This window comes from Enemella dayhoffiae, assembly GCF_002250625.1.
Lineage (GTDB): Bacteria > Actinomycetota > Actinomycetes > Propionibacteriales > Propionibacteriaceae > Enemella > Enemella dayhoffiae.
This window is the reverse complement of the sequence record NZ_NMVQ01000012.1, coordinates 213,712-236,466: the sequence shown is the minus strand read 5'-3', so window position 1 is coordinate 236,466 and position 22,755 is coordinate 213,712. Positions and strand designations below refer to the sequence as shown.

At 70.3% G+C, this 22,755-nt stretch carries 21 protein-coding genes; 13 read left to right on the top strand and 8 right to left on the bottom strand.

The window, feature by feature from the left end; genetic code table 11:
* Window positions 1–11 precede the first annotated feature (11 nt).
* Entirely contained in the window at window positions 12–2,642 is a 2,631-nt protein-coding gene (locus CGZ93_RS09080) for a DNA translocase FtsK 4TM domain-containing protein (RefSeq protein ID WP_094363967.1), read from the top strand.
* Window positions 2,643–2,703: 61 nt separating this feature from the next.
* Here the strand turns inward: CGZ93_RS09080 and CGZ93_RS09075 are convergent, their stop codons facing one another.
* Window positions 2,704–3,675 carry a helix-turn-helix transcriptional regulator gene (locus CGZ93_RS09075; protein WP_094363802.1) on the bottom strand — a complete coding sequence of 324 codons (972 nt, stop codon included), beginning with the start codon at window positions 3,673–3,675 and terminating at the stop codon, window positions 2,704–2,706.
* A gap of 84 nt (window positions 3,676–3,759) precedes the next feature.
* On the opposite strand from CGZ93_RS09075, the gene CGZ93_RS09070 reads away from it, so the two are divergent.
* From CGZ93_RS09070 to CGZ93_RS09050, 5 genes are all read left to right on the top strand, one after another.
* The gene (locus CGZ93_RS09070) at window positions 3,760–4,344 is read left to right on the top strand and encodes a TIGR03086 family metal-binding protein (protein ID WP_176451700.1); all 585 of its coding nucleotides are present in this window, start codon (window positions 3,760–3,762) and stop codon (window positions 4,342–4,344) included.
* 71 nt (window positions 4,345–4,415) lie between these two features.
* Complete coding sequence (rimO, locus tag CGZ93_RS09065) at window positions 4,416–5,861, top strand: 30S ribosomal protein S12 methylthiotransferase RimO (protein ID WP_094363800.1); 1,446 nt, start codon at window positions 4,416–4,418, stop codon at window positions 5,859–5,861.
* Window positions 5,858–6,478, top strand: coding sequence for a CDP-diacylglycerol--glycerol-3-phosphate 3-phosphatidyltransferase (pgsA, locus tag CGZ93_RS09060; protein WP_094363799.1), 621 nt, complete (start codon window positions 5,858–5,860; stop codon window positions 6,476–6,478). Before rimO ends, pgsA begins: the two co-directional genes overlap by 4 nt.
* Window positions 6,441–6,968: a CinA family protein gene (locus tag CGZ93_RS09055; protein ID WP_229117318.1), complete on the top strand. Its 528-nt coding sequence runs from the start codon at window positions 6,441–6,443 to the stop codon at window positions 6,966–6,968. Before pgsA ends, CGZ93_RS09055 begins: the two co-directional genes overlap by 38 nt.
* 83 nt (window positions 6,969–7,051) lie before the next feature.
* The gene (locus tag CGZ93_RS09050) at window positions 7,052–7,348 is read left to right on the top strand and encodes a helix-turn-helix domain-containing protein (protein ID WP_407643932.1); all 297 of its coding nucleotides are present in this window, start codon (window positions 7,052–7,054) and stop codon (window positions 7,346–7,348) included.
* A 6-nt stretch (window positions 7,349–7,354) separates the two neighbouring features.
* Here CGZ93_RS09050 and CGZ93_RS09045 read toward each other — a convergent pair whose 3' ends face one another.
* The gene (locus CGZ93_RS09045; protein WP_094363797.1) at window positions 7,355–11,821 is read right to left on the bottom strand and encodes an ATP-dependent helicase; all 4,467 of its coding nucleotides are present in this window, start codon (window positions 11,819–11,821) and stop codon (window positions 7,355–7,357) included.
* Between the two features lie 416 nt (window positions 11,822–12,237).
* Window positions 12,238–12,405 (bottom strand): hypothetical protein, encoded by a 168-nt coding sequence (locus CGZ93_RS18895; protein ID WP_176451699.1) that lies wholly within the window; start codon window positions 12,403–12,405, stop codon window positions 12,238–12,240.
* Between the two features lie 148 nt (window positions 12,406–12,553).
* Here CGZ93_RS18895 and CGZ93_RS09040 point away from each other — a divergent pair, with 148 nt between their 5' ends.
* From CGZ93_RS09040 to CGZ93_RS18380, 4 genes are all read left to right on the top strand, one after another.
* Window positions 12,554–12,748, top strand: a complete 195-nt coding sequence (locus CGZ93_RS09040; RefSeq protein ID WP_094363796.1) for a DUF3046 domain-containing protein — start codon at window positions 12,554–12,556, stop codon at window positions 12,746–12,748.
* A gap of 249 nt (window positions 12,749–12,997) precedes the next feature.
* On the top strand, window positions 12,998–14,044 hold the full coding sequence (gene recA / locus CGZ93_RS09035) for a recombinase RecA (RefSeq protein ID WP_094363795.1): 1,047 nt from the start codon (window positions 12,998–13,000) through the stop codon (window positions 14,042–14,044).
* A 56-nt stretch (window positions 14,045–14,100) separates the two neighbouring features.
* Entirely contained in the window at window positions 14,101–14,589 is a 489-nt protein-coding gene (locus CGZ93_RS09030) for a regulatory protein RecX (RefSeq protein WP_094363794.1), read from the top strand.
* A gap of 283 nt (window positions 14,590–14,872) precedes the next feature.
* On the top strand, window positions 14,873–15,964 hold the full coding sequence (locus tag CGZ93_RS18380; RefSeq protein WP_324252444.1) for a type IV toxin-antitoxin system AbiEi family antitoxin domain-containing protein: 1,092 nt from the start codon (window positions 14,873–14,875) through the stop codon (window positions 15,962–15,964).
* A gap of 148 nt (window positions 15,965–16,112) precedes the next feature.
* Here the strand turns inward: CGZ93_RS18380 and CGZ93_RS09010 are convergent, their stop codons facing one another.
* The 4 genes from CGZ93_RS09010 to CGZ93_RS08995 all read right to left on the bottom strand — a co-directional run bounded on the left by CGZ93_RS09010 (window position 16,113) and on the right by CGZ93_RS08995 (window position 19,413).
* Complete coding sequence (locus CGZ93_RS09010) at window positions 16,113–16,991, bottom strand: amino acid ABC transporter permease (protein WP_094363790.1); 879 nt, start codon at window positions 16,989–16,991, stop codon at window positions 16,113–16,115.
* Window positions 16,988–17,671: an amino acid ABC transporter permease gene (locus CGZ93_RS09005; RefSeq protein ID WP_094363789.1), complete on the bottom strand. Its 684-nt coding sequence runs from the start codon at window positions 17,669–17,671 to the stop codon at window positions 16,988–16,990. Before CGZ93_RS09005 ends, CGZ93_RS09010 begins: the two co-directional genes overlap by 4 nt.
* A gap of 119 nt (window positions 17,672–17,790) precedes the next feature.
* The gene (locus CGZ93_RS09000) at window positions 17,791–18,651 is read right to left on the bottom strand and encodes a glutamate ABC transporter substrate-binding protein (RefSeq protein ID WP_094363788.1); all 861 of its coding nucleotides are present in this window, start codon (window positions 18,649–18,651) and stop codon (window positions 17,791–17,793) included.
* A gap of 42 nt (window positions 18,652–18,693) precedes the next feature.
* Window positions 18,694–19,413 (bottom strand): amino acid ABC transporter ATP-binding protein, encoded by a 720-nt coding sequence (locus CGZ93_RS08995; protein ID WP_176451718.1) that lies wholly within the window; start codon window positions 19,411–19,413, stop codon window positions 18,694–18,696.
* A gap of 264 nt (window positions 19,414–19,677) precedes the next feature.
* On the opposite strand from CGZ93_RS08995, the gene CGZ93_RS08990 reads away from it, so the two are divergent.
* From CGZ93_RS08990 to miaB, 3 genes are all read left to right on the top strand, one after another.
* Complete coding sequence (locus CGZ93_RS08990) at window positions 19,678–20,388, top strand: hypothetical protein (protein WP_094363787.1); 711 nt, start codon at window positions 19,678–19,680, stop codon at window positions 20,386–20,388.
* A 195-nt stretch (window positions 20,389–20,583) separates the two neighbouring features.
* On the top strand, window positions 20,584–20,730 hold the full coding sequence (locus tag CGZ93_RS18890) for a hypothetical protein (protein ID WP_176451697.1): 147 nt from the start codon (window positions 20,584–20,586) through the stop codon (window positions 20,728–20,730).
* Between the two features lie 37 nt (window positions 20,731–20,767).
* The gene (gene miaB, locus CGZ93_RS08985) at window positions 20,768–22,231 is read left to right on the top strand and encodes a tRNA (N6-isopentenyl adenosine(37)-C2)-methylthiotransferase MiaB (RefSeq protein WP_094363786.1); all 1,464 of its coding nucleotides are present in this window, start codon (window positions 20,768–20,770) and stop codon (window positions 22,229–22,231) included.
* A gap of 68 nt (window positions 22,232–22,299) precedes the next feature.
* Here miaB and CGZ93_RS08980 read toward each other — a convergent pair whose 3' ends face one another.
* Window positions 22,300–22,602, bottom strand: coding sequence for an antitoxin (locus tag CGZ93_RS08980; protein WP_094363785.1), 303 nt, complete (start codon window positions 22,600–22,602; stop codon window positions 22,300–22,302).
* Window positions 22,603–22,755 lie beyond the last annotated feature (153 nt).

Sequence of the window (22,755 nt, the reverse complement as noted above, 5' to 3'; positions counted from 1 at the left end):
CCCTGTGCAGCATGGCGAGCCGCGCGTCTTCCCCGGCGCGGACCCGAAGCACGACTGCCAGCGCGCAGTCGGGCTCCCGTCCGCGTCCGTCCGGAACCACGAAGAAGAGTCAATCCCGCCCCGCAGCCCGGGGCGGTGGTGGTGCTACCCGGAAGACGACGCCCGCGCGTCGCCCCGCCGGCCGCAAACCCGCCCCCAAGCGGCCCAGCCGCCCGAGCCTGCTGCAGCTGATCGGCCGCGGGCTGGTCGCCGGGTGGAACGGGCTGGCCCGCGGCACCGGTAACGCCGCCCGCTCCCTCGGCGGCGGCGCCCGCGAGGTCGATCCGGCGCTGCGCCGCGACGGGGCCGGGCTGTTCCTGCTCGGCCTGGCGATCGTGCTGGCCGCCGCGTTCTGGTGGACCATCCCGGCCCCGGTCGGCCCCGCCATCGTGATCGGCGTCAGCACCCTGGTCGGCACCCTCGGGTTCGCCACGCCACTGCTGGTCGGCTGGATGGCCTGGCGTACGCTGCGCCGCCCCGACCGCAACGGACCCGCCGGACGTCAGGTGGTCGGCTGGCTGGCGCTCGGACTGGGCCTGCTCGGGCTGATCAACATCGCCCACGGGCTGCCGCGCCCGACCCATCCGGAACTGGTCCGGGCCGGCGGCGGCATGTTCGGGTTCATCTCCTCCAGCATGCTGGCCGACCTCCTGGGCGTCTATGTCGCGGTGCCGCTGCTGGTGCTGCTGATGCTCTTCGGCGTGGTCGTGGTGATCGGCATTCCGCTGCACGAGCTGTGGACCCGCGCGCACGACCTGCTGCCCGCCCCACGGGAACGGCACGACGACGAGCTGGAATACGGCGTCGACGAGGCGTACGACACCCCGCTGGTCCGGGAACAGGACGCCGACCCGGAGCAGAAGCCGAAGAAGTCGCGGCGGCGCAGCTTCGTCGACGAGGTGCCGCTGGAGCACTCCGACGAGGTGTTCGACGTCGACGCGCTCGGCGAACCGGACACGGCCGCCGCCGGCGTGGGAAAGAAGCCGGAGCCGAAGAAGCCGGCGGCCACGAAGGCCGAGGCGGCCGACAAGAAGGTGACCGCCGGGCTGCCGCCGGAGATCGAGGAACCGCCCGCGGTGGAGGCGCCGAACCACTCACCGATCCCGCAGCGGGTGGAGCAGCTGCAGCTCTCCGGTGATGTGCAGTACACCCTGCCGGACGCCGATGCCCTGAAGCCCGGCTCGGTGCCGAAGTCGCGGACCGCCGCCTCCGACAACGTGGTGCGCAGCCTGTCCGAGGTGTTGGAGCAGTTCAACGTGGACGCCCAGGTCACCGGCTATACCCGCGGCCCGACGGTCACCCGCTATGAGGTCGAGCTCGGCCCCGCCGTGAAGGTGGAGCGGGTCACCGCGCTGAGCAAGAACATCGCGTACGCCGTCGCCAGCCAGGACGTGCGGATTCTCTCGCCGATCCCCGGCAAGTCGGCGATCGGCATCGAGATTCCCAACACCGACAAGGAAGTCGTCTCCCTCGGTGACGTGCTGCGCTCCAACCGCGCCCGCAACGACCACCATCCGATGACGGTCGGGCTGGGCAAGGACGTCGAGGGCGGCTATGTGATCGCCAACATGGCGAAGATGCCGCACCTGCTGGTCGCCGGTGCGACCGGCTCGGGCAAGTCATCGTTCGTGAACTCGCTGATCACCTCGGTGATGATGCGCTCCACCCCCGACGAGGTGCGGATGCTGCTGGTCGACCCGAAGCGGGTGGAGCTGAACGCCTATGAGGGCATCCCGCACCTGGTCACCCCGATCATCACCTCGCCGAAGAAGGCGGCCGAGGCGCTGCAGTGGGTGGTCAAGGAGATGGACCTGCGCTATGACGACCTGGCGGCGTTCGGCTTCCGGCACGTGGACGACTTCAACAAGGCGGTCCGGGCGGGTCAGGTGAAACCGCCGGAGGGGTCGGAGCGGGTGCTCGCGCCCTATCCCTATCTGCTGGTGGTGGTCGACGAGCTCGCCGACCTGATGATGGTGGCCCCGCGCGACGTGGAGGACTCGATCGTCCGGATCACCCAGCTGGCGCGGGCCGCCGGTATCCACCTGGTGCTGGCCACGCAGCGGCCCTCCACCGACGTGGTGACCGGGCTGATCAAGGCGAACGTGCCGTCGCGCTTGGCGTTCGCCACCTCGTCGATGACCGACTCGCGGGTGATCCTGGATCAGCCGGGTGCCGAGAAGCTGGTCGGTCAGGGCGACGGGTTGTTCCTGCCGATGGGTGCGGGCAAGCCGATCCGCGTGCAGGGGTCGTGGGTGACCGAGGCCGAGATCCGGCAGGTGGTCAAGCACGTCACCACGCAGCTGCAGCCGACCTACCGCGAGGACATCGCCGCGCCGACCAGCGAGAAGAAGGTGGCCGAGGACATCGGCGACGACATGGACCTGGTGCTGGAGGCGGTGCAGCTGGTGGTGAACCTGCAGCTGGGCTCCACCTCGATGCTGCAGCGCAAGCTGCGGGTCGGCTTCGCCAAGGCCGGCCGGCTGATGGACATCCTCGAAACGCGGGGCATCGTCGGCCCCTCCGAGGGGTCGAAACCGCGCGAGGTGCTGGTCAAGCCCGACGACCTCGACGAGGTGCTGACCAACCTGCAGGCGTCGGCCTGATGCAATGACCATGACCAGATCGGAGTCCTTCTTGCACAGTGCAGAAACGACCTCGATCTGGTCATGATCTTTCTTGGTGCACCGCTCTGGCCTGGTCGGCGATCTCGACCATCAGCGCGCGCAGTTCGGGCGGTGACAGCACCTCGAGCCAGTCGCCGCAGCCGAGCAGGACGCCGACCGCGCCCCGCAGGGTGGTCACCTCGGCACTGAGCCGTTCGTGCTCGGGCCCCTCGGGCGTACGCGTGGGGTCGCTCGCCAGTGCCAGGCCCAGTTGGCGCACCACCAGGTCCGCCTGACTGCGCAGCACCCGCAGCTCGACCGGGTACGCCGGGCGGTCCCGCCAGGCGGCGCGCAACCGGTGCCACTCCTGGGCCAGGTCGAGCCCGGCCGGGCGGTGCGCGCGGGCGGTGAGCTCGGTGACCGACTGCATCCGGTCCAGGCGATAGGTGCGCGGCCGGCCGCGGTGGGCGGCGATCAGATACCAGGTGCCGGCCGCCTGGACGAGCCCCCACGGATCGATGGTGCGGCGGCGCACCTGCTGGGACCCGCGCGAGCGATAGTCGATCCGCAGCCGCCGCTCATCCTCCAGAGCGTGCAGCACCCTGGGCAGGGCGGCGGGGTGCCGCGTGGTCACCCGGCCCCACCCGTCGGGGTCGAACACGATCCGCTCCAGGGCCTGGCCGATGGTGCGGGTGTGCTGCTCGGGCAGGCCGGTGGACAGTTTGCGCAGGGCGCGATCGAACTCCTGGTCCAGCCCCAGCGCGTCCGGGACGGTACCGCCGGTGGCCAGGAAGAGCGCTCGCGCCTCGTCGGGGGTGAGCGACTCCTTCGCGGGGCGATAGCCGGGGAGCAGGGCGTAGCCGCCGCTGCGGCCCTGCTCGGCGTACACCGGCACGCCGGACGCGGACAGCGACTCCAGGTCGCGGTGGATGGTGCGCGGGGCCACCTCGAGGCGGCGGGCCAGGTTGCTGGCGCTGAGCCGTCCGTGCTGGCGCAGCAGGGCCACGATCTGCAGCAGTCGGTCAGCGCGCATGACCCGATGATGCCGGAAAACGTTGACAGATGGTGTCAGTGTTTCGGCGAGAGGGTGGAGGCAACCTCACCGAAAGGAACCACCATGAACCTCCCCGACCTCCGCCCCCAGCTCACCTCCGCCCAGGACTGGGTCGCCGACCTCGTCGCCGGAGTCCGCCGCGATCAGCTCGAACAACCCACCCCGTGCACCGAGTACACCGTCGCCCAGCTGATCGAGCACCTGTTCGGCGTTGCACAGCGCACCCTGGCGTACGCCACCGACCGGGCCGTCGGCGACACCCCGGCGATGGTCCCGCTCACCTCCGTCGACCCCGCCCGGCTCGCCGCCGAGCTCCGCGAGGTGAACCGGTGCGGGGCCGAGGCCTGGGCGAACTGGTCGCCCAGCCAGCTGGGGGAGCCGATCACCGCCCCGTTCGGCACGGTGCCGGCCGCAGCCGGGATCGGAATCATGGCCAGCGAGAACCTGGTCCACGGCTGGGACCTGGCGGTGGCCACCGGCCAGCCCTGCGAGACCGACCCGGCCCTCGCCGAGACCCTGCTGCCGGTGATGCAGCGGGCGCTGCCGGCCCAGCGTGGTGCCGAGATTCCGTTCGCCGACGCGGTCGAACCGATCGCCGACGCCGGCCCGACCGAGCGGTTGGCCAACCTCACCGGCCGCTCGCGCTGAGCTGCTCGGGGCGGAGCGGTCCGGATCGGTGGGTCGCTCCGCCAGCGTCGCCCGGCTAGGCTTGTCCGGTCATGACACAAGCCACTCCCGTTCACCTGGTCAGCCTCGGCTGCGCCCGCAATGACGTCGACTCCGAGGAGCTCGCCGGCCGCCTCGAGGCCGGCGGGTTCCGGCTGGTCGACGAGGCCGAGGATGCCGAGGCGGTGCTGGTGAACACGTGCGGGTTCATCGAGGCCGCCAAGGCCGATTCGATCAATACGCTGCTGGCCGCCTCGGACCTGAAGGAGCACGGCTCGGCCAAGGCGGTCGTCGCCGTGGGCTGCATGGCCGAGCGCTACGGCAAGGAACTCGCCGACGAACTGCCGGAGGCCGACGCGGTGCTCGGCTTCGACGCGTACGCCGATATCGACGAGCGGCTCCGCTCGATCCTTGCCGGCGTACGCCCCCAGGCCCACGTGCCGCGGGATCGGCGTACGCTGCTGCCGCTCAGCCCGGTGGAGCGCCAGGCTGCGCTTCGACCGGCTCAGGGCACAGCCCCTGGACAGGCTCAGGAGCCCGAGGTGACCGGATCGATCGCGAACACCGCGGCCCGGGTGCAGCGCCGCCGACTGGGGAGCGGGCCGATGGCGCCGCTCAAGCTGGCGTCGGGCTGCGACCGGCGCTGCGCCTTCTGCGCGATCCCGGCGTTCCGCGGGGCCTACCTCTCCCGACGGCCCACCGAGATCGTCGCCGAGGCCGAGTGGCTGGTCCAGCACGGGGTCAAGGAGGTGTTCCTGGTCAGCGAGAACTCATCCTCCTATGGCAAGGACCTGGGCGACCTGCGCAGTCTGGAGAAGCTGCTCGGCGAGTTGTCCGCGGTCGACGGGCTGGAGTGGATCCGCGTCTCCTATCTGCAGCCGGCCGAGACCCGACCCGATCTGATCCGCGCCATCTGCAGCACCGACAAGGTGGTGCCCTATTTCGACCTGTCCTTCCAGCACGCCAGCAACCCGGTACTGCGTCGGATGCGCCGCTTCGGCGATCCGGGCTCGTTCCTGGCGCTGATCGACCAGGTGCGGGCGCTGGCGCCGACCGCCGGCATCCGCTCCAACGTGATCCTCGGCTTCCCCGGAGAGACCGAGGCCGACGTGCAGGTGCTCACCGACTTCCTGTCCGCGGCGCGGTTGGACGCCATCGGCGTCTTCGGCTATTCCGACGAGGACGGCACCGAGGCGGCAGGGCTGCCGGACAAGATCGACGCCGACGAGGTCGAGACGCGGCGCGCCGCCGTCTCCGACCTGGCCGCCGAGCTGGTCGACCAGCGTGCCGAGGAGCGGATCGGGGAAGCGGTCAGGGTGCTGATCGAGGAGGTCGACGAGGGCGGTCGGCCGATCGGGCGGGCCGCCCACCAGGGCCCCGAGGTCGACGGTGGCTGCGAACTCGTCGGCGAACCCGGAACCGTCTCCGTGGGGACGCTCGTGTCCGGTACCGTCGTGGGCAGCGAAGGAGTCGACCTGATCGTGGAGGCGCAGCGATGAGTGCCGGAGCCACCCCCACCCGGCCGGGGTCGGTGTCCCAGGTGAACGGGCCGAATGTGCTCACCGGGATCCGAATTCTGCTGGTCCCGGTTTTCGCGGTGATGCTGCTGATCCACCCCAGCGACCCTGCCTGGCGCCAGGCCACCACGGTGGTGTTCGTGATCGCGATCCTGACCGATTTCGTCGACGGCTGGTGGGCCCGCCGCGCCAACCTGGTCACCGACTTCGGCAAGATCGCCGACCCGATCGCCGACAAGGCGCTGACCGGCATGGCGTTCATCGGGCTCAGCGTGCTCGGCGAGCTGCCGTGGTGGGTGACCATCCTGGTGCTGGTCCGCGAGTGGGGCATCACCGTGATGCGGTTCGTGCTGCTGCGCCGCGGCGTCGTGCTCGCGGCCAACAAGGGTGGCAAGTTCAAGACCACCATCCAGGCGATCGCCCTGGTCATGTACCTGCTGCCGCTACCCGGTTATCTGTGGGGCCAGCCGATCACCTCGGCGGTGGTCCCGGAGATCGTCTCCTGGATCCTGATGGCCGTCGCGGTGATCGTCACCGTGTTCACCGGGATCGACTACGTCCGTGAACAGGTCGCCGGTCCGCGTGGCGACGACGACTGACGCGGAGCTGTCGGAGCTGGCCGGTGCGGTGATCGCCGCGGCCGTCTCGGCCGGGCAAACCCTCGCCACCGCCGAGTCGCTCACCGGGGGACTGCTCGGGGCCACCCTGACCGCGGTGGCCGGGGCATCGACCGTCTATCGCGGTGGGCTGATCACCTACGCCACCGACCTGAAGGCCTCGCTCGGCGGCGTACCCGCGGAGCTGCTGGAGCGCGTGGGCGCGGTGGCCCCGGACACCGCGCGCGCGATGGCCGCCGGAGCCGCCGCGCGGTGCGGCGCCCAGGTTGCGGTCGCGTTGACCGGGGTGGCCGGCCCGGGGATCCAGGAGGGCCACCCCGCCGGCACCGTCTTCTGCGGTTGGTACGCCGCGGGCTCGGCCCCCGGCGCCGGTGCGGAACGGCTGGCGCTCGGTGGGGACCGGGATGCGATCCGACGGGCCGCCGTGGCCGACGCGCTGATTCGACTGCACTGTCTGCTCGGTGCGGAATAATCCTGCTGGCGTGCGGGTTGAGCCTGCACCCGTCGGGCGTGCCGGGTCTGTGCGCGGTCGGTGCGATTGGGTAGAGTCAAGTCATGGCCGAGGAGGGAACCACACCAATGCTCTTGCGTGAGTTGGTCGGGGAGACCCTGCGTGAGGAGCGGGTCCAGCAGGGCCGCACGCTCCGCGAGGTGTCCGGCCTGGCCCGGGTCAGCCTGGGCTACCTGTCCGAGGTGGAGCGTGGGCAGAAGGAGGCCTCCAGCGAGCTGTTGGCGGCCATCTGTGGTTCCCTTGAGCTGCCCATGTCGCAGTTGCTGTCCACCGTCAGCGGCAAGCTGGCGATCGCCGAGCGCCCGGTCCAGCCGGTACGCGAGGTCCGCGCCGCGGCCTGACCGACCTCAGCTGCGCAGACGCAGGCCCTGAGGGGTCATCGTGAACCCGGCCGCCTCGAGCGCGGCACGCAACGGGTGGTCGAAGATGTGCTCCCCGTCGGCGCGCTCGACCGTGCAGCCCGGCATCCGGTGGGACCGGATCGTCGCCGCCAGCCCCTCGGCCGCCGCGGCAAGATCCCGCCCCGGGTCGTCACCCCCGAAGGTGAGTGCCGTGCGAACCCCCCGCTCGAGGTGCAGCACCAGCCGCCCCTCGACCAGCACCACCACCGAACCGGCGCGCCGGCTGGGTCGATGCCCCTCCCGCTCCGGCCATGACAGCGCCGCACCGTAGGGGTTGGCCGGGTCGCTGGCGGCCAGCACGACGGTGCCCACCGGGCCCTGGTCGCGCAGCCGGTCCACCGTTGCCGCGGTGGCGAACTGGGCCGCGCCGAGGCCGTCGATGAAATAGCCGCGCAGGCACTGCCCGCTCTCCTCGAGCCGGGCCAGCGCCCGATAGCTCGGTCCGAAGGAGCCACCCGGCTGCTCGGCGAGCACGCTGCCGCGGGTGAGCACGCCATAGCGGTCCAGCTGCAGCACCAGTCGTTCGGTCGCCGCCCGCTCCGCGGCGTCAGGTTCGGTGGGAGTGGCCGACCAGCGGCCGACCGTGCTCGGGGCGGCGGGCACGCGGAGCTGGCGGCGCGAGGCGCGCAGCATCCACGAACGGGACCGCACCCGCGGCGTACGCGTCGACCGCATCGCCCCGGACGCCGCCCGCGCCCGCACGGGCGCGAAGGTGTCGGCCCGTGCCCGGCCGGCCCACACCAGCTCCCACAACGCCTGCTCCCAGTCCGCGCGCGAGTGGTCGGCGTGCACCAGGTCGTCGAAGAACCAGCCGCCGCCGCGCTCCAGCCGCTCCCGCAGCGTGCCGGCCAGCGGGGACAGGTCGGCGGTGTCGGCCGGCGGGATGGCCAGGTCGGCGGGCCAGAACCGCACCCAGCCGTCGTTTGCGCCAATCGCCCCGTCACCGGTCCAGCTGAACTCGCCGGCGGTGAGCAGCTCATCCAGCATCGACGGGGCATAGTCGCTCACCCGGGCCGGCAGCACCATCGTCTCCAGCATCGACGCGGGCACGGCGGCCCCGGCCAGCTGGTCGAGGGCCTGGGCGACGCCGTCGATCCCGCGGGCCTCCCCGCCGACGCCCTGCCAGGCGGGCAGGAAGCGGCCGAAGGTGGCCTGTTCGACCGGCTCCACCGCCGCACGCAGGGCGGCCAGGGTACGCCGGCGGATCAGCCCCAGCACCCGGTGGTGGCACCACTGCTCGCCCTCGGCGTCGCTGTCGAACCGGCCGCGGACCAGCGTGCCGCGGGCGGTCATCGTACGCAGCTCCGCCGCGACCACGGCCACCCCGAGCCCCAGCCGGGCCGCCAGCTCGCGCTCGGTGAACGGCCCGTGGCAGCGCGCCCAGCGCAGCACCAGGTCGGTCAGCGGCTCGCCCTCGGCCGTGGTCACTCCGAACCCCGGCGGAGCCGGTACGCCCAGGGCGTCGGCCAGGCGGGGAAGATCCTCCACCACCGCCAGCCGCTCCTCACCGGCGATCCGCACCGCCACCACCCGGCGCTGGCGCTGCAGCTCGGCCAGCGCGGCATCGGCGACCCCGTCGACGCATCTGGCGACCACCTCGGCGGCCGACAGCGGGCCGATCGTGCGCAGCTGATCGAACACGGCCTCGGTGCTGGTGGCCCGGCGGTGCGGCGCCAGCCACTGCAGCTCGCTGGTCACCTCGGCGATCACGGCCGGATCGAGCACCTGTCGCAGCGCGTCGGTGCCGAGCAGCTCGGCCAGCAGCCCGCTGTCCAGGGTGAGCGCCGCCGCCCGCCGCTCGGCGAGCGGACTGTCGCCCTCATAGACGAACTCCCCGACATAGCCGAACAGCAGGGATCGGGCCATCGGCGAGGCGCGCGGGGTCTCCACCTCGACCACGCGGATCTGGCGGGCGGCCACCTTTCGTTGCAGGGCGAGCAATCCGGGCAGGTCGAACACGTCGTGCAGGCACTCGCGCACGGTCTCCAGCACGATCGGGAAATCGGGGTGCCCGGCCGCCACCTCCAACAGCTGGGCCGCTCGCATGCGCTGCTGCCACAGCGGAGAGCGGGCGCGCGGGTCGCGGCGCGGCAGCAGCAGTGCCCGCGCCGCGCACTCGCGGAACCGGGAGGCGAACAGCGCCGATCCGGTCACCTCGTGGGTGACTATCGACTCCACCTCCTCGGGCTCGATCACCACCAGCTCGGCACCGGGCGGGGCCCCGTCGGAGTCGGGCACCCGGATCACGATCCCGTCGTTGGTGGCCGTGGCGTGCACCTCGACCCCGAGCCGCTGCCGGGCCTGGTGGCCGATCGCCAGCGCCCACGGGGCCAGCACCGGCGTACCGAGGCCGGCGTGCAGGCACACCTGCCAGTCGCCGAGCTCGTCACGGAAGCGCTCCAGCACCACGGTGGTGTCGGTCGGCACCGCGCCGGTCGCCTCGCGCTGCTCGGCCAGGTAGCGGACGAGATTGTCGCCTGCGCGAGGATCCAGGCCGATCTCGGCCAGTCGATCGGTGGCCGCCTCACTGCTGCCGGCGAGCTCGCGGACCAGCGCTCCCTGGGCCAGCCCCAGCTCGAGCGGTCGACCGGGGGTGTCACCCTTCCAGAACGGCAACCGACCGGGTTGGCCGCCGGCGGGGGAGACCTGCACCTGGTCGTGGGTGATCGCCTCGATCCGCCAAGCCGTGGTGCCGAGGGTGAACACGTCACCGACCCGCGACTCGTAGACCATCTCCTCGTCCAGCTCACCGACCCGCCGGCCGGGCCCGCCCCCCTGGTCGCCGCCGACCAGGAACACCCCGAACAGGCCGCGGTCGGGGATGGTGCCGCCGGAGGTGACGGCGAGCCGTTGGGCGCCGGGGCGGCCGATCAGCACGTCGCGCTCCCGATCCCAGGTCAACCGGGGTCGCAGCTCGGCGAACTCCTCACTCGGGTAGCGGCCGGCGAGCATGTCGAGCACCCCGTCGAAGGCGCTGCGCGGCAGGGTCGCGAAGGGGGCGCTGCGGCGTACCATTGTGAACAGGTCGGAGACCGCGATCTCTTCCCCCGCACAGATCGCGACCACCTGCTGGGCCAGCACGTCGAGCGGGTTGCGCAGCTCGGCGACCTCCTCGATCAACCCTGTGCGCATCCGGTCCACCACGCACGCGGTCTCGACCAGGTCACCGCGATGGGCGGGCAGGAACAACCCGCGGGAGATCGCACCGACCTGGTGTCCGGCCCGCCCGACCCGTTGCAGCCCGCTGGCCACCGAGGGCGGTGACTCGACCTGGACCACGGCGTCGACGGCACCCATGTCGATGCCCAGCTCCAACGACGAGGTGGCCACCACGCACCGCAGCCGACCCGACTTGAGGTCGTCCTCGACGATGGCCCGCTGCTCCTTCGACACCGACCCGTGATGGGCCTTGGCGATCACCGGCACCTGCTCGTCGGTGCCGTCGAATCCCTTGCTGGCACCGGATTGCGCGATCACCGAGGCCGGGCTGGCGACCTCGCGGGGGACCTGCTCGCCGAGCCGTTCGGCGTACGCCTCGTTGAGCTGGGCGGTGAGCCGCTCGGCGATCCGGCGGGAGTTGGTGAACACGATCGTGGAACGGTGCGACAGCACCTCGTCGAGGATCTGATCGGTCAGGTGCGGCCACATCGACCGTCGCTCGGCGGTGTCGCTGCCCGCGCCCGGATCGGCCATGTCCTCCACCGGCACGACGACCTGCAGGTCCCAACGTTTGGTCGAGGCCGGCAGCACCAGACGAACCGGTGCGCTGGCGCAGAGGAACTCGGCGACCCGCTCCGGCGGGCGTACGGTCGCGGACAGCCCGATCCGCTGGAAGGGCCGCTCGGTCAGCTCGGCGAGGCGTTCCAGGGAGAGCGCGAGATGGGCGCCGCGCTTGGTGCCGGCGAGCACGTGCACCTCGTCCAGGATCACCGTGCGCACCCCGGCCAGGGTTTCCCGGGCGGCCGAGGTGAGCATCAGGAACAGCGACTCAGGGGTGGTGATCAGGATGTCCGGCGGTTTCGCCTGCAACCGGCGGCGGTCGGTGGGTGAGGTGTCCCCGGAGCGTACGCCGACCCGCACCTCGGGCTCGGTCAGGCCGAGCCGCGAGGCGGCCCGGGAGATGCCGCGCAAGGGGGCGCGCAGGTTGCGCTCCACGTCGACGGCCAGCGCCTTGAGCGGCGACACATAGAGCACCCGGCAGCCGTCGCCGGGCGCCGGGGGATCGGTGACCAGGTCGTCCAGGGCGGCCAGGAAGGCGGCCAGGGTCTTGCCGGAGCCGGTGGGCGCCACCACCAGCGCGTGTTCGCCGGCGGTGATCGCGCGCCAGGCGTCGGTCTGGGCCTCGGTCGGCTCGGCGAAGGAATTGCCGAACCACTCGCGTACGGGCGGCGAGAAGCCGGCGAGCGGATCCATGGACGCCATGATGGCAGGTGGCTCCGACAGCGGTCGCGCTCAGAACGCGACGCCGTCTGGGCCGGGCGTACCCCGGTCTGGTCAGTGGTGCATCGCGCGGTGCCGGGTCTCGGCCATCAACACGATGCAGAACAGCGAGAAGACCCCGATCCCGGCGAGCATCACACCGATGTGCCAGCCCGTGCTCAGCCCGGCGGCCACCAGGGGAGTGATCCGCCGCCGAGCACGCCTGCCAGGTTGTAGGCCATCCCGGCGCCGGTGTAGCGATAGCGGGTGTCGAAGGCCTCGGGCAGGAACGCGCCGGCACCGCCGAACAGGTGAGTGGAGTGCTGGCTGTACCGGTGGTTGTCGGCGGCCGGATCCGGACGGTGATCTAGGCCGCCACTCGGTACAGCCAGGCGGTCGGTGATCGGGTGCTACAGGTCGCCGCGGACGCCGGGCGCGAGCTCGGGCAGCAGCGGGCCGTGCAGGATGCGCTGGCCGAGCAGCAGGCCGAGGGGTGTCCGGGTCAGCGTCCGGGCCGAGGAGGCGAGGGAGGCGGCCGATACGGAGGCGGTCCGTGACGCGTTCGCGCAGCTGCGCAATCTGGCCGCCGGCTGTGCCGAGCCGGGGCTGCCCGAGGAGTTGAACCGGATCGCCGCGACCCTGACCGGAGAAGGCGGGTTCGCGGTGGGAGGAGGTCGTCGCCGCGCGGCGTGTCGGGCTGCTGCCGTGACCTCCTAGACTGGCGCGGTGCGCGAGACGGAACTGTGGGCCCGGATGGGGCAGCACCTGGGGCAGGCGTACGCCCAGGTCTGGGCGCAGCAGACGAGTCTGGCCGAGCTGGGTGGGCGCACGGTGACCGAAGCGCTTGCCGCCGGTGTGCCGTGCAAGACGATCTGGCGGGCCGTGTGGGCCGCGCTGGAGCTGCCGGCGCGGGATCGCTGAGGTTCGTCGGCCTGGTTCGTCGGCCCGGTTCCGCGGCGGTTCGCGGCGGTTCGCGGCGAAGGTTCGACACACGGGCGTGGCGCGTTGCGTTCGAACAGATGTTCGGTAGGTTATCCACCGAGTTGGAACGACCTGGAGCACTGTCCACAGGTCCGGGCCCGTCGCCGAACGATTGTCAGTGGTGGTCCTTAACGTGGCAGTGACGACTCACCCGATCCGGACCTGGTCCGGCCCAGAAAGGAAACCAGCATGGCTGTGGCAGATCGCACCAAGGCACTCGAGGCGGCACTGGCCCAGATCGACAAGCAGCACGGCAAGGGCTCGGTGATGCGCCTGGGCGAGCAGACCGCTCAGCCCATGGAGATCATCCCGACCGGTTCGATCGCGCTGGACGTGGCGCTCGGCATCGGCGGTCTGCCCCGCGGTCGTGTGGTGGAGATCTACGGCCCTGAGTCCAGCGGTAAGACCACGGTCGCGTTGCACGCGATCGCCAACGCCCAGGCGGCCGGCGGCATCTGCGCGTTCATTGACGCCGAGCACGCGCTCGACCCGGAATACGCCAAGCGGCTCGGTGTGGACACCGATTCGCTGCTGGTCTCCCAGCCCGACAACGGTGAGCAGGCGCTCGAGATCGCCGACATGCTGGTCCGTTCGGGGGCGCTCGACCTGATCGTGATCGACTCGGTGGCCGCGCTCACCCCGCGCGCCGAGATCGAGGGCGAGATGGGCGACTCGCACGTGGGTCTGCAGGCCCGGCTGATGAGCCAGGCGCTGCGGAAGATGACCGGCGCGCTGAGCGGCTCCGGCACCACCGCGATCTTCATCAACCAGCTCCGCGAGAAGATCGGCGTGATGTTCGGCTCGCCCGAGACCACCACCGGCGGTCGGGCGCTGAAGTTCTACTCCTCGGTCCGTCTGGACGTACGCCGGATCGAGACCCTCAAGGACGGCCAGGAGATGGTCGGCAACCGGACCCGGGTCAAGGTGGTCAAGAACAAGGTGGCTCCGCCGTTCAAGCAGGCCGAGTTCGACATCCTCTATGGAATGGGGATTTCCCGCGAGGGCAGCCTGATCGACATGGGTGTCGATCAGGGCATCATCCGCAAGGCCGGTGCCTGGTTCACCTACGAGGCTGACCAGCTCGGGCAGGGCAAGGAGAACGCTCGCAACTACCTGCGCAACAACCCCGACGTCGCCAACGAGATCGAGCGCAGGATCAAGGACAAGATGGGCATCGGCGCCAGTTCCGAGGTGCCGGAGGATGTCGATCCGGTGACCGGCGAGGTCGCCTTCTGACCCGCCGCACCGGTGGGGCCCGGCGCGACGCGTCGGGCACCACTGGTGGCGCGCCGGTGGGCGGTCCCGACGCCGACCCCGAGGAGGTGGCGCGCCAAATCGTGCTGCGCCAGCTGACCATGCAGGCCCGCAGCCGGCACGAGCTGGCGGAAATCCTGCGCCGCAAGAACATCCCCGGCGACGCCGCTGCCGCCGTGCTCGACCGGATGGAGCAGGTCGGGCTGGTCGACGACAGCCGCTTCGCCGAAGCCTGGGTCGAATCGCGGCAGCAGCGCCGCCACCTGTCCCGCACCGCTCTACGCCAGGAACTTCAGCGCAAGGGCGTGGACCGCGAGCAGATCAGCGAGGCCGTCGCCGAGGTCAGCCCCGACGACGAGTACGCCGCAGCCCTCGCCCTGGCCCAGAAGAAGTTCCGGTCCGTGCAGAGTCTCGAACCGGTTGTACAGCGCCGGCGGATCGCCGGAGCGTTGGCCCGCCGCGGTTTCGGCGCCGGCATCGCCAGCCAGGCCCTCGATGAGGTGCTCGGTCACCACGACGAGGCCTGAACCTCGCTGGATGGCCAGGTTGTGGCCATCCAGCTAACCGTGTGAGCATTCCGGCTTCGGCCATTCAGCGAACCGTGTGGGCCTCGCGTCGGCCATCCAGCGAACTGTGAGCATTCCGGCTTCGGCCATTTAGCGAACCGTGTGGGCCTCGCGTCGGCCATCCAGCGAACCGTGAGCATTCCGGCTTCGGCCATTCAGCGAACCGTTCGCCCACTGAGCGAACCCTGTCCGTGCGATCCAGCGAGCCTTCGCAACATCCACCTACCCCTGGAGGGTTCGTTGGGTGCCGGGTGCGTTCGCTGGATCGCAGTCAGCCGGCGTGCACGGTGGCGCCCGGAACGATCGGAGAACTCTCGTGGACCTCCCACGAACACTGACAACCAAGGAGCTGATGGGGCTGGGCGTGGGGCCCGGCGACATCCGACGGCGGGTCCGCACCGAGCAGCTCGTCCGCCTTCGACGGGGCCACTACCTCGAGGTTGGCCAACAATCGGAAGTGCCCGTCGCCGAGGTCGACGAGCCTGGCGGGCGAAGGGCGGCGGTGTCGCCGCAGGATCCTCACCGTGAACACCGACTTGGGCCCGGCCGGTATGTGCCGGGGTTACAGGAGATCCGGCATCTGGCGGCGGTGGTGGCTGCCGCGCCCGAGCTGGACGATGGCACGATCTTCAGCCAGCTGAGCGCCGGCGTACTGCACGGGCTTCCCGTGCCGACGCTGGGGCTGGGGCGGGTGCACCTGCTGAGGGAGGGGAGTGGGGCCGGTCGGCGTACCCGAACTGCAGTGCATCATCGCGCGAGAATCCCGACAAGGGATCGGGCGCGAGTGGAAGGACTTCCGTGCACCAGCCTGGAGCGGACCACGGTGGATCTCGCGCGGACCTTGCCGTTTCGCGACGGGCTGGCGGTGGTGGACGCCGCTCTCGCAAGGGGAGTGTCTCGACTGAGCCTGTTCTCGCGGCTGACCCGACATCCGGGTAATCGACAAGCGCGTCGACTGATCGAGCTCGGGGATCCAGCGCCCGAGTCAGCCGGGGAGTCCCGCTGCCGCGCGACGATTCTCCTGGCCGGGCTCCCGATTCCTCGTTGTCAGTTTGCTGTGCCCCTCGAGGATGGGAACACTCTGTTCCCCGACTTCGGGTGGCCGGATCTCGGACTCGTTGGAGAGTACGACGGCATGACCAAATATGGGCGTCTGCTGCAGCCCAACGAGACGCTCACAGACGTGCTCCGGCGTGAGCGCATCCGGGAGTCCCGCCTCCGCGGTCAGGGTTGGTGGGTGATTCGCTGGATCGCTTCCGAGCTGGGTGACGTGGACCAGTTTCGCCGCGGGTTCCTGGCTGCCGAGCGCGCGGCTTCGGCGTACAAGGCGGCCTGACACTCCAGGAGTGATGGTGCCCCAACTGCCATCCACCGAATCCTGTGGCCATGAAGCGAACCCTGCGCGGTTCGCCGGGTGGGTTCACGGGTCGCTGGGTGGTGAGCCCGCAGGTACGCGCGGGTTCGCTGGATCGCGAGCGCGCCGATCAGGCTCCGGTGGCGACCCCAGCGCCCTCGGTGATCCTCTTGATCGAGGCCCCGCCGCGCTTGGCCATCCGCCGTTGGACCAGAGAGGCCAGGCTGGTCAGCACCATGTTGATCAGGATGAACAGCACCGCGGCCACGGTCAGCGAGGCGACCGTGTTGCCATAGTTGGACGCCAGCGTGTTCAACGAGCGCAGCAGCTCGGGGTACAGCACGATCGAACCCAGGGCCGAGTCCTTCAGCACAACGACCAGCTGGCTGACCAGCGACGGCAGCATGGCGGTGATCGCCTGCGGCAGCAGGATGCTCGTCCGGGTCTGGCTGCCTGTCAACCCGATCGCCAGACCGGCCTCCCGCTGACCCTTGGGGAGAGAGTGCATGCCCGAGCGGAGCAGCTCCGCGATCACCGAGGCGTTGTACAGCGTCAGACCCGTGACCACGGCGATCAGGTTGATCACCGCACCCTTCAACGGCACGCCCGCGGGGATCAGCACGTTGATGATGACCAGCCAGGTGAAGATCATCATGATCAGCACCGGTACAGCCCGGAAGAACTCGACGATGATCGTGCACAGCCAGCGCAGGGGAGCGAGCTCGGAGAGCCGGCCGAGGCCGAGCAGGGTGCCGAGCACACCCGCCGCGACGATCGAGATGACCGCGGCCTGCAGGGTGTTCACGATTCCGGGCAGGATGGCGGCTGACCAGGTGACCGGATTGCCGAAGATCTGCAGCTTGGCGGGGGTGTACTGGCTGCGCAATCCCCACAGCACCGCCAGAATCGCCAGCACGATCACCGCGGTCGCGATGGCGCCGATGATCAGGTTGTTCCGCCTGGTCCGGGGACCGGGCGCGTCGAAGAGGACGTTGGCGGTGTCGGTCATCGCTGCACACTCAGCTTTCGGGAATAGTGGGTGAACAACAGCCCCACCGGCAGGGTGAGCAGGACGAAGCCGAGCGCGATGATCGCGAACACCGCGAAGATCAGATCGGGGTTGAACTCGATCATGTTCTTCATCATCAGTGCCGCTTCGGCCACGCCGACCGCGGCCACCACGGTGGTGTTCTTGGTCAGCGCGATCAGCGTGTTGCCCAGTGGCGCGATCGCCCCGCGGAACGCCTGGGGCAGCACCACCTGACCCAGCGTCTGGCGGAAGCCGAGCCCGATCGCCCGCGCCGCCTCGGCCTGACCGACCGGCACCGTGTTGATACCGGAACGGATCGCCTCGGCGACGAAGCTCGCGTGATACACCGACAACGCGACGATGCACCAGGCCGCGTTCTGCGCCATCAGGCTGGCGGAAGCGGGCAGCAGGCGTACGCCCATGAAGTTCAGGAAGCCGAACGCGCAGAACACCACGATCAGCGTCAGCGGGGTGTTCCGCACCAGCGTGACGTAGGCCGTACCGAAGAATCGCAGGGCGGCCACCGGGCTCACCCGCAGCACCGCGACGATGGTGCCGATCAGCAGCGCGCCGACCGCGGAGGCGACGGTCAGCAGCAACGTCATGCCGAAGGCGGCCAGGACGTTGTACTCCTTGAACAGCGCGGCGAAGTCAGCCACTCGCTCGTCCCTCTCCTGAATTGGCCGGCGATCCCAAGATCACGACGGCCGGTCTGACAGGCCTGGGGCCGGGCCGGTGACCGATCAAGGACGCCACCGACCCGACTGAGGCCTTCGGATCACTGACCGCAGTTGCCCTCGGGCTTCGGCGGGTTGAGCTTGGTGTTGGGCTTGAAGCCGGCCGGGCCCAGGTTGGCGTCGAGCGCCTTCTGCCAGGAACCGTCATCGATCATCTTCTTGACCGCGGCGTTCACCTTGGTGCACATCTCCTTGTCGCCCTTCTTCAGGCCGACGCCGTACTTCTCCTCGGTGAACGGGTTGCCGACGACCTTGAACTTGCCCTTGTACTGATCCTGGGCGGCATAGCCGGCCAGGATGGTGTCGTCGGTGGTCAGCACGTCCACGGTGCCGGAGGCGAGCGCCTCGGCGCACTTGGAGTAGGTGTCGTAATCCTGGAGCTGGGCGCCCTGGGAGTACTGGTCCTTGATCTTCTTCGCCGAGGTGGAGCCGGCGACCGAGCACACCTTCTTGCCGTTCAGCTTGTCGGGGCCGGTGATGTCGGTGTTGTCGGCGCGGACCAGCAGGTCCTGACCGGCGATGTAGTAGGGCCCACCGAAGTCGACCTTCTTCTTGCGCTCGTCGGTGATCGAGTAGGTGGCGAAGATCAGGTCCACCTGGCCGCCCTGCAGAGCGGTCTCACGAGTCGCCGAGGGAGTCTCCACCCACTGGATCTTGCTGGCGTCATAGCCGAGCTCCTTGGCGACGTACTTCGCCACGTCGACGTCGAAGCCCTTGTAGGTGTCGCCGGACTTCTGGCCGAGACCGGGCTGGTCGAACTTGATGCCGATCTTGATCGAGCCCTGGGCGCCGCCGCCCGAACCGGGCTGGGCGGTGGTGTTGCCGGACTCGCCGGCCACACAACCGGTCAGGCTCAGGGCGAGCACGGACCCCGCTACGGCGAGAGTGGTGCTGATTTTCATTGGATTCCCTTTCTGGAAAGCGTTGCCGGGGTGGCCGGACATTCAGTGGCTGAGGATCTTGCCGAGGAAGTCCTTGGCCCGATCGCTGCGCGGGTTGGTGAAAAACTCGTCGGGAGTGTTCTGTTCGACGATCTGTCCGTCGGCCATGAACACCACGCGGTTGGCGGCCTTGCGGGCGAAGCCCATCTCGTGGGTGACCACGACCATGGTCATCCCCTGGCGCGCCAGGTCGACCATGACGTCGAGCACCTCGTTGACCATCTCGGGGTCGAGCGCCGAGGTCGGCTCGTCGAACAGGATCATCTTGGGCTGCATCGCCAGCGCCCGGGCGATCGCGACCCGCTGCTGCTGGCCGCCGGAGAGCTGGGCCGGATACTTGTCGGCCTGGTTCGCCACCCCCACCCGCTCGAGCAGCTTCATCCCCTCCTCCTTCCCCTTGCCGGCGGAGAGCTTGCGCACCTTGGTCGGGCCCAGGGTCACGTTCTGCAGGATCGTCTTGTGGGCGAACAGGTTGAACGACTGGAAGACCATCCCCACCTCGGCGCGCAGCTTCGCCAGCTGCGGACCCTCGGAGGGGAGCTGCCTGCCGTCGATCACGATGCTGCCGGAGTCGATCGTCTCGAGTCGGTTGATGGTGCGGCACAGGGTCGACTTGCCGGAGCCGGACGGCCCGATCACCACGACCACCTCACCGCGCTCGATCTGCAGGTTGATGTCCCGCAGCACGTGCAGCGGACCGAAGTGCTTGTTCACCGACTCCATCACCACCAGCGGGTCGCCGACTGGCGTGCCGACGCCGGCTCCCGTTGCCTGCGGGTGCGTGATGTCGCCGGATTCGACGTCGCTCAAGGCGTCCTCCCTGCCGCTGGCGGCCCCCGTTCTGGCCGCACCTTGGCCTGAACAGTAGACGACGCCAGAGTGAGCGGTCAGCAGAAGAAGGTGGAGATTCGATTACGGACCGGTACCGATTCTGTGCGACGTGTATGGCCCCGCATCCGGGCACAACCGAGCGGCGGGAAGGAGCGGGTGATCGATGACTGGAAATGGTTCTGGGTCAACGAGGAAGGGCGGGATCGGATCCTGCGCGATGAGATCTCTGGCCTGCACGACGAGGCGGCCGCCTCGGCGATGCGCGCGAACCGGCTCGCCAGCCAGGTGTCCCAGCTGCAGGGCAGCCTCGACCAGCGGCTGACCGCACTGTCGCGTGCCTTCGACGCGTACGTCGAGCCCGGCGACATCCGCACCGAGCTGGGGCGACTGCCCGACTGGTCCTGGACCTGGGCCGTCGTGGGCCGGGCCTTCCAGGATCTGCAGGCGGGCGTACCGGTTGAGCCGCTCAACCTCACCGCGCACCGCCATCCGATGGCGTACGCCTGCAACGCGGTCATCGCGGTGGTGTCGGGGACGCCCGCCCCCGAACTCGAGGCGAAGGCCAACCGGGGCATGCGTCGGGCCCAGCTGTTCATCGCCGCCGCCGCGATGGCCGTCGGTCGGGCGGACGCGGTGCGTGATCGATTGCCCGAGCTGTTGATCAACCACCGAGAGCTCGACGAGCCGCAGGCGGCAGTGTTCTGCGCGGTCGTCGCCGGAGCGGCGGGGTCCGACGCGCCCACCGAGTTGCGTCCCGTGATCGCCCCAGCCCTCGACCGGGCCGACTGGGGGATCGGCTGGCCTTCCGCGAACACCATCCGGCCCGAGGTGCCATTTCGACTTCCTCGCTGGCGTCGACCGTCATGACTCTGGGCGGCGGGCTCGGGCTGCTGATGATCCTCGGGGCGTTCGGTTGGGCCTGGCTGGGGGCCGTGCTGCTGATCGCCGGTGCAGTCGCGGGCTGGCTCGGGTGGGAGCGTCGGCAGCGGGTGGCGGCCCAGCGGTCGGGGCTGGCAGCGTCCCAGGCGCTGGTCGATCGGGACATCGGGGGGCCAGGAGACCATGCGGACGCGGGATGCGACCGCAGCCGCCGCGTATCGCCGGGAGTTGGAGCGGATCCAGCGGGCGTACGCCGCCGTCGGTCTCCGCAGCAAGTCCGCAGCCGCACAGCCGACCGCTCGCGAGACCGCGGAGGCGGGCGCGGGGTAGAGTTGGTCCGCCCTGTCGCCGACCGTTATCCGAGGACATGTCCACCAGCACCGCGCCGCGCACCTATGAGGTGCGCACCTATGGCTGCCAGATGAACGTGCACGACTCCGAGCGCATCTCCGGTCTGCTGGAGGACGCCGGGTACGCCCGGGCCGAGACCGGGTCGGCGGCGGACGTTGTGGTGTTCAACACGTGCGCGGTGCGGGAGAACGCCGACAACCGGCTCTATGGCAATCTCGGCCACCTGGCGGAGGTGAAGCGCCACCGGCCGGACCTGCAGATCGCCGTCGGCGGCTGCATGGCGCAGAAGGACCGCGACACCATCGTCAACCGAGCTCCCTGGGTCGACGTCGTCTTCGGCACCCACAACGTCGGCTCGCTGCCGGTGCTGCTGGAACGGGCCCGCATCGAGCAGGCCGCCCAGGTCGAGATCAAGGAATCCCTGGAGACCTTCCCGTCCAACCTGCCCACCCGTCGCGATCAAGCGTACGCCGCCTGGGTGTCCATCTCGGTCGGCTGCAACAACACGTGCACCTTCTGCATCGTGCCGTCGCTGCGCGGCAAGGAGACCGACCGCCGCCCCGGTGACATCCTGCGCGAGATCAAGACGCTGGTCGCCGAGGGCGTGCAGGAGGTCACGCTGCTGGGGCAGAACGTGAACTCCTACGGGGTCGAGTTCGGCGACCGGTTGGCGTTCGGCAAGCTGTTGCGCGCCTGCGGCGAGATCGACGGGCTGGAGCGCGTCCGCTTCACCTCACCGCACCCGGCCGCGTTCACCGACGACGTGATCGCCGCGATGGCCGAGACGCCGAACGTGATGCCCCAGTTGCACATGCCGTTGCAGTCCGGCTCGGACCGGGTGCTGCGGCAGATGCGCCGCTCCTATCGGGCCGGGAAGTTCCTCGGCATCCTCGACCGGGTCCGCGCCGCCATGCCCGAGGCGGCGATCACCACCGACATCATCGTCGGCTTCCCCGGGGAGACCGAGCAGGATTTCGCCGACACCCTGCGGGTGGTCGAGCAGGCGCGGTTCTCGGCCGCCTTCACCTTCCAGTACTCAATCCGCCCCGGTACGCCGGCGGCGACGATGCCCGACCAGGTCGAAAAAGCAGTGGTCACCGAGCGGTACCAGCGGCTGCTGGCCCTGGTGGACGACATCGTCTGGGCCGAGAACCGGGCCCTGGTCGGTTGGCCGGTCGAGGTGATGTTCGCCGACCACGGGGGGCGCAAGGACGGCCAGACCCAGCGGATGTCCGGACGTGCCCGCGACAACCGCCTGGTGCACGTCGCCGTGTCCGACGACCCGGCCCTGCGGCCACGCCCCGGTGACATCGCGACCGCGGTGATCGACCACGCCGCCCCCCACCACCTGAACAGCGATTCCGGGATCACTGACCTGCGGCGTACCCGCGGCGGCGACGCCTGGCAGGCACGCCGCGAGGTGCCGAAAACCGTCGTGGGGTTGGGAATCCCGACGATCGGGCGACGAGTCGCCGAGTGAATCGACGCCGAACGGCAAAGGGCCGGGCCACCACGGTGACCCGGCCCTGCGGCTGCCGCTGAGCGAAATCAGAACTGCTGCTGCTCGCCACCCTCGGGGGCGGGCTCGCCGGCCGGAGCCTCGGGAGCCCCACCCGCGGGCGCCTCGCCGGCGGGGGCCTCGCCGGCCGGAGCCTGACCGGCCGGAGCCTCGCCGGGAGCGGCCTGGCCGCCGCCGTACTGGCCCTTCAGCATGTCCTGGCCCTTGTCGACGTGCGCGGCGTGCTGACCGCCGGTGCGCTGGTCCACCATGTCACCGGCGCGATCGACGGCCTGATCAGCCTTGTCCGGGTTGTTCTGCGCGAAGTCCTTGGCCTTGTCGAAGATACCCATCTGCTTCTCCTTGCGATTGCGTCACCGGACGTGTTCCGCCCGGGGGGGGCGCCTCTCGGCTCCTGCGCCCTTCCTACCAGTTGGCGGGGCTCGCCCACACCGCAGGTGCTTGAGAACTTCTGGTGAACCCTGCTCGGTCCGCTGCGGCACACT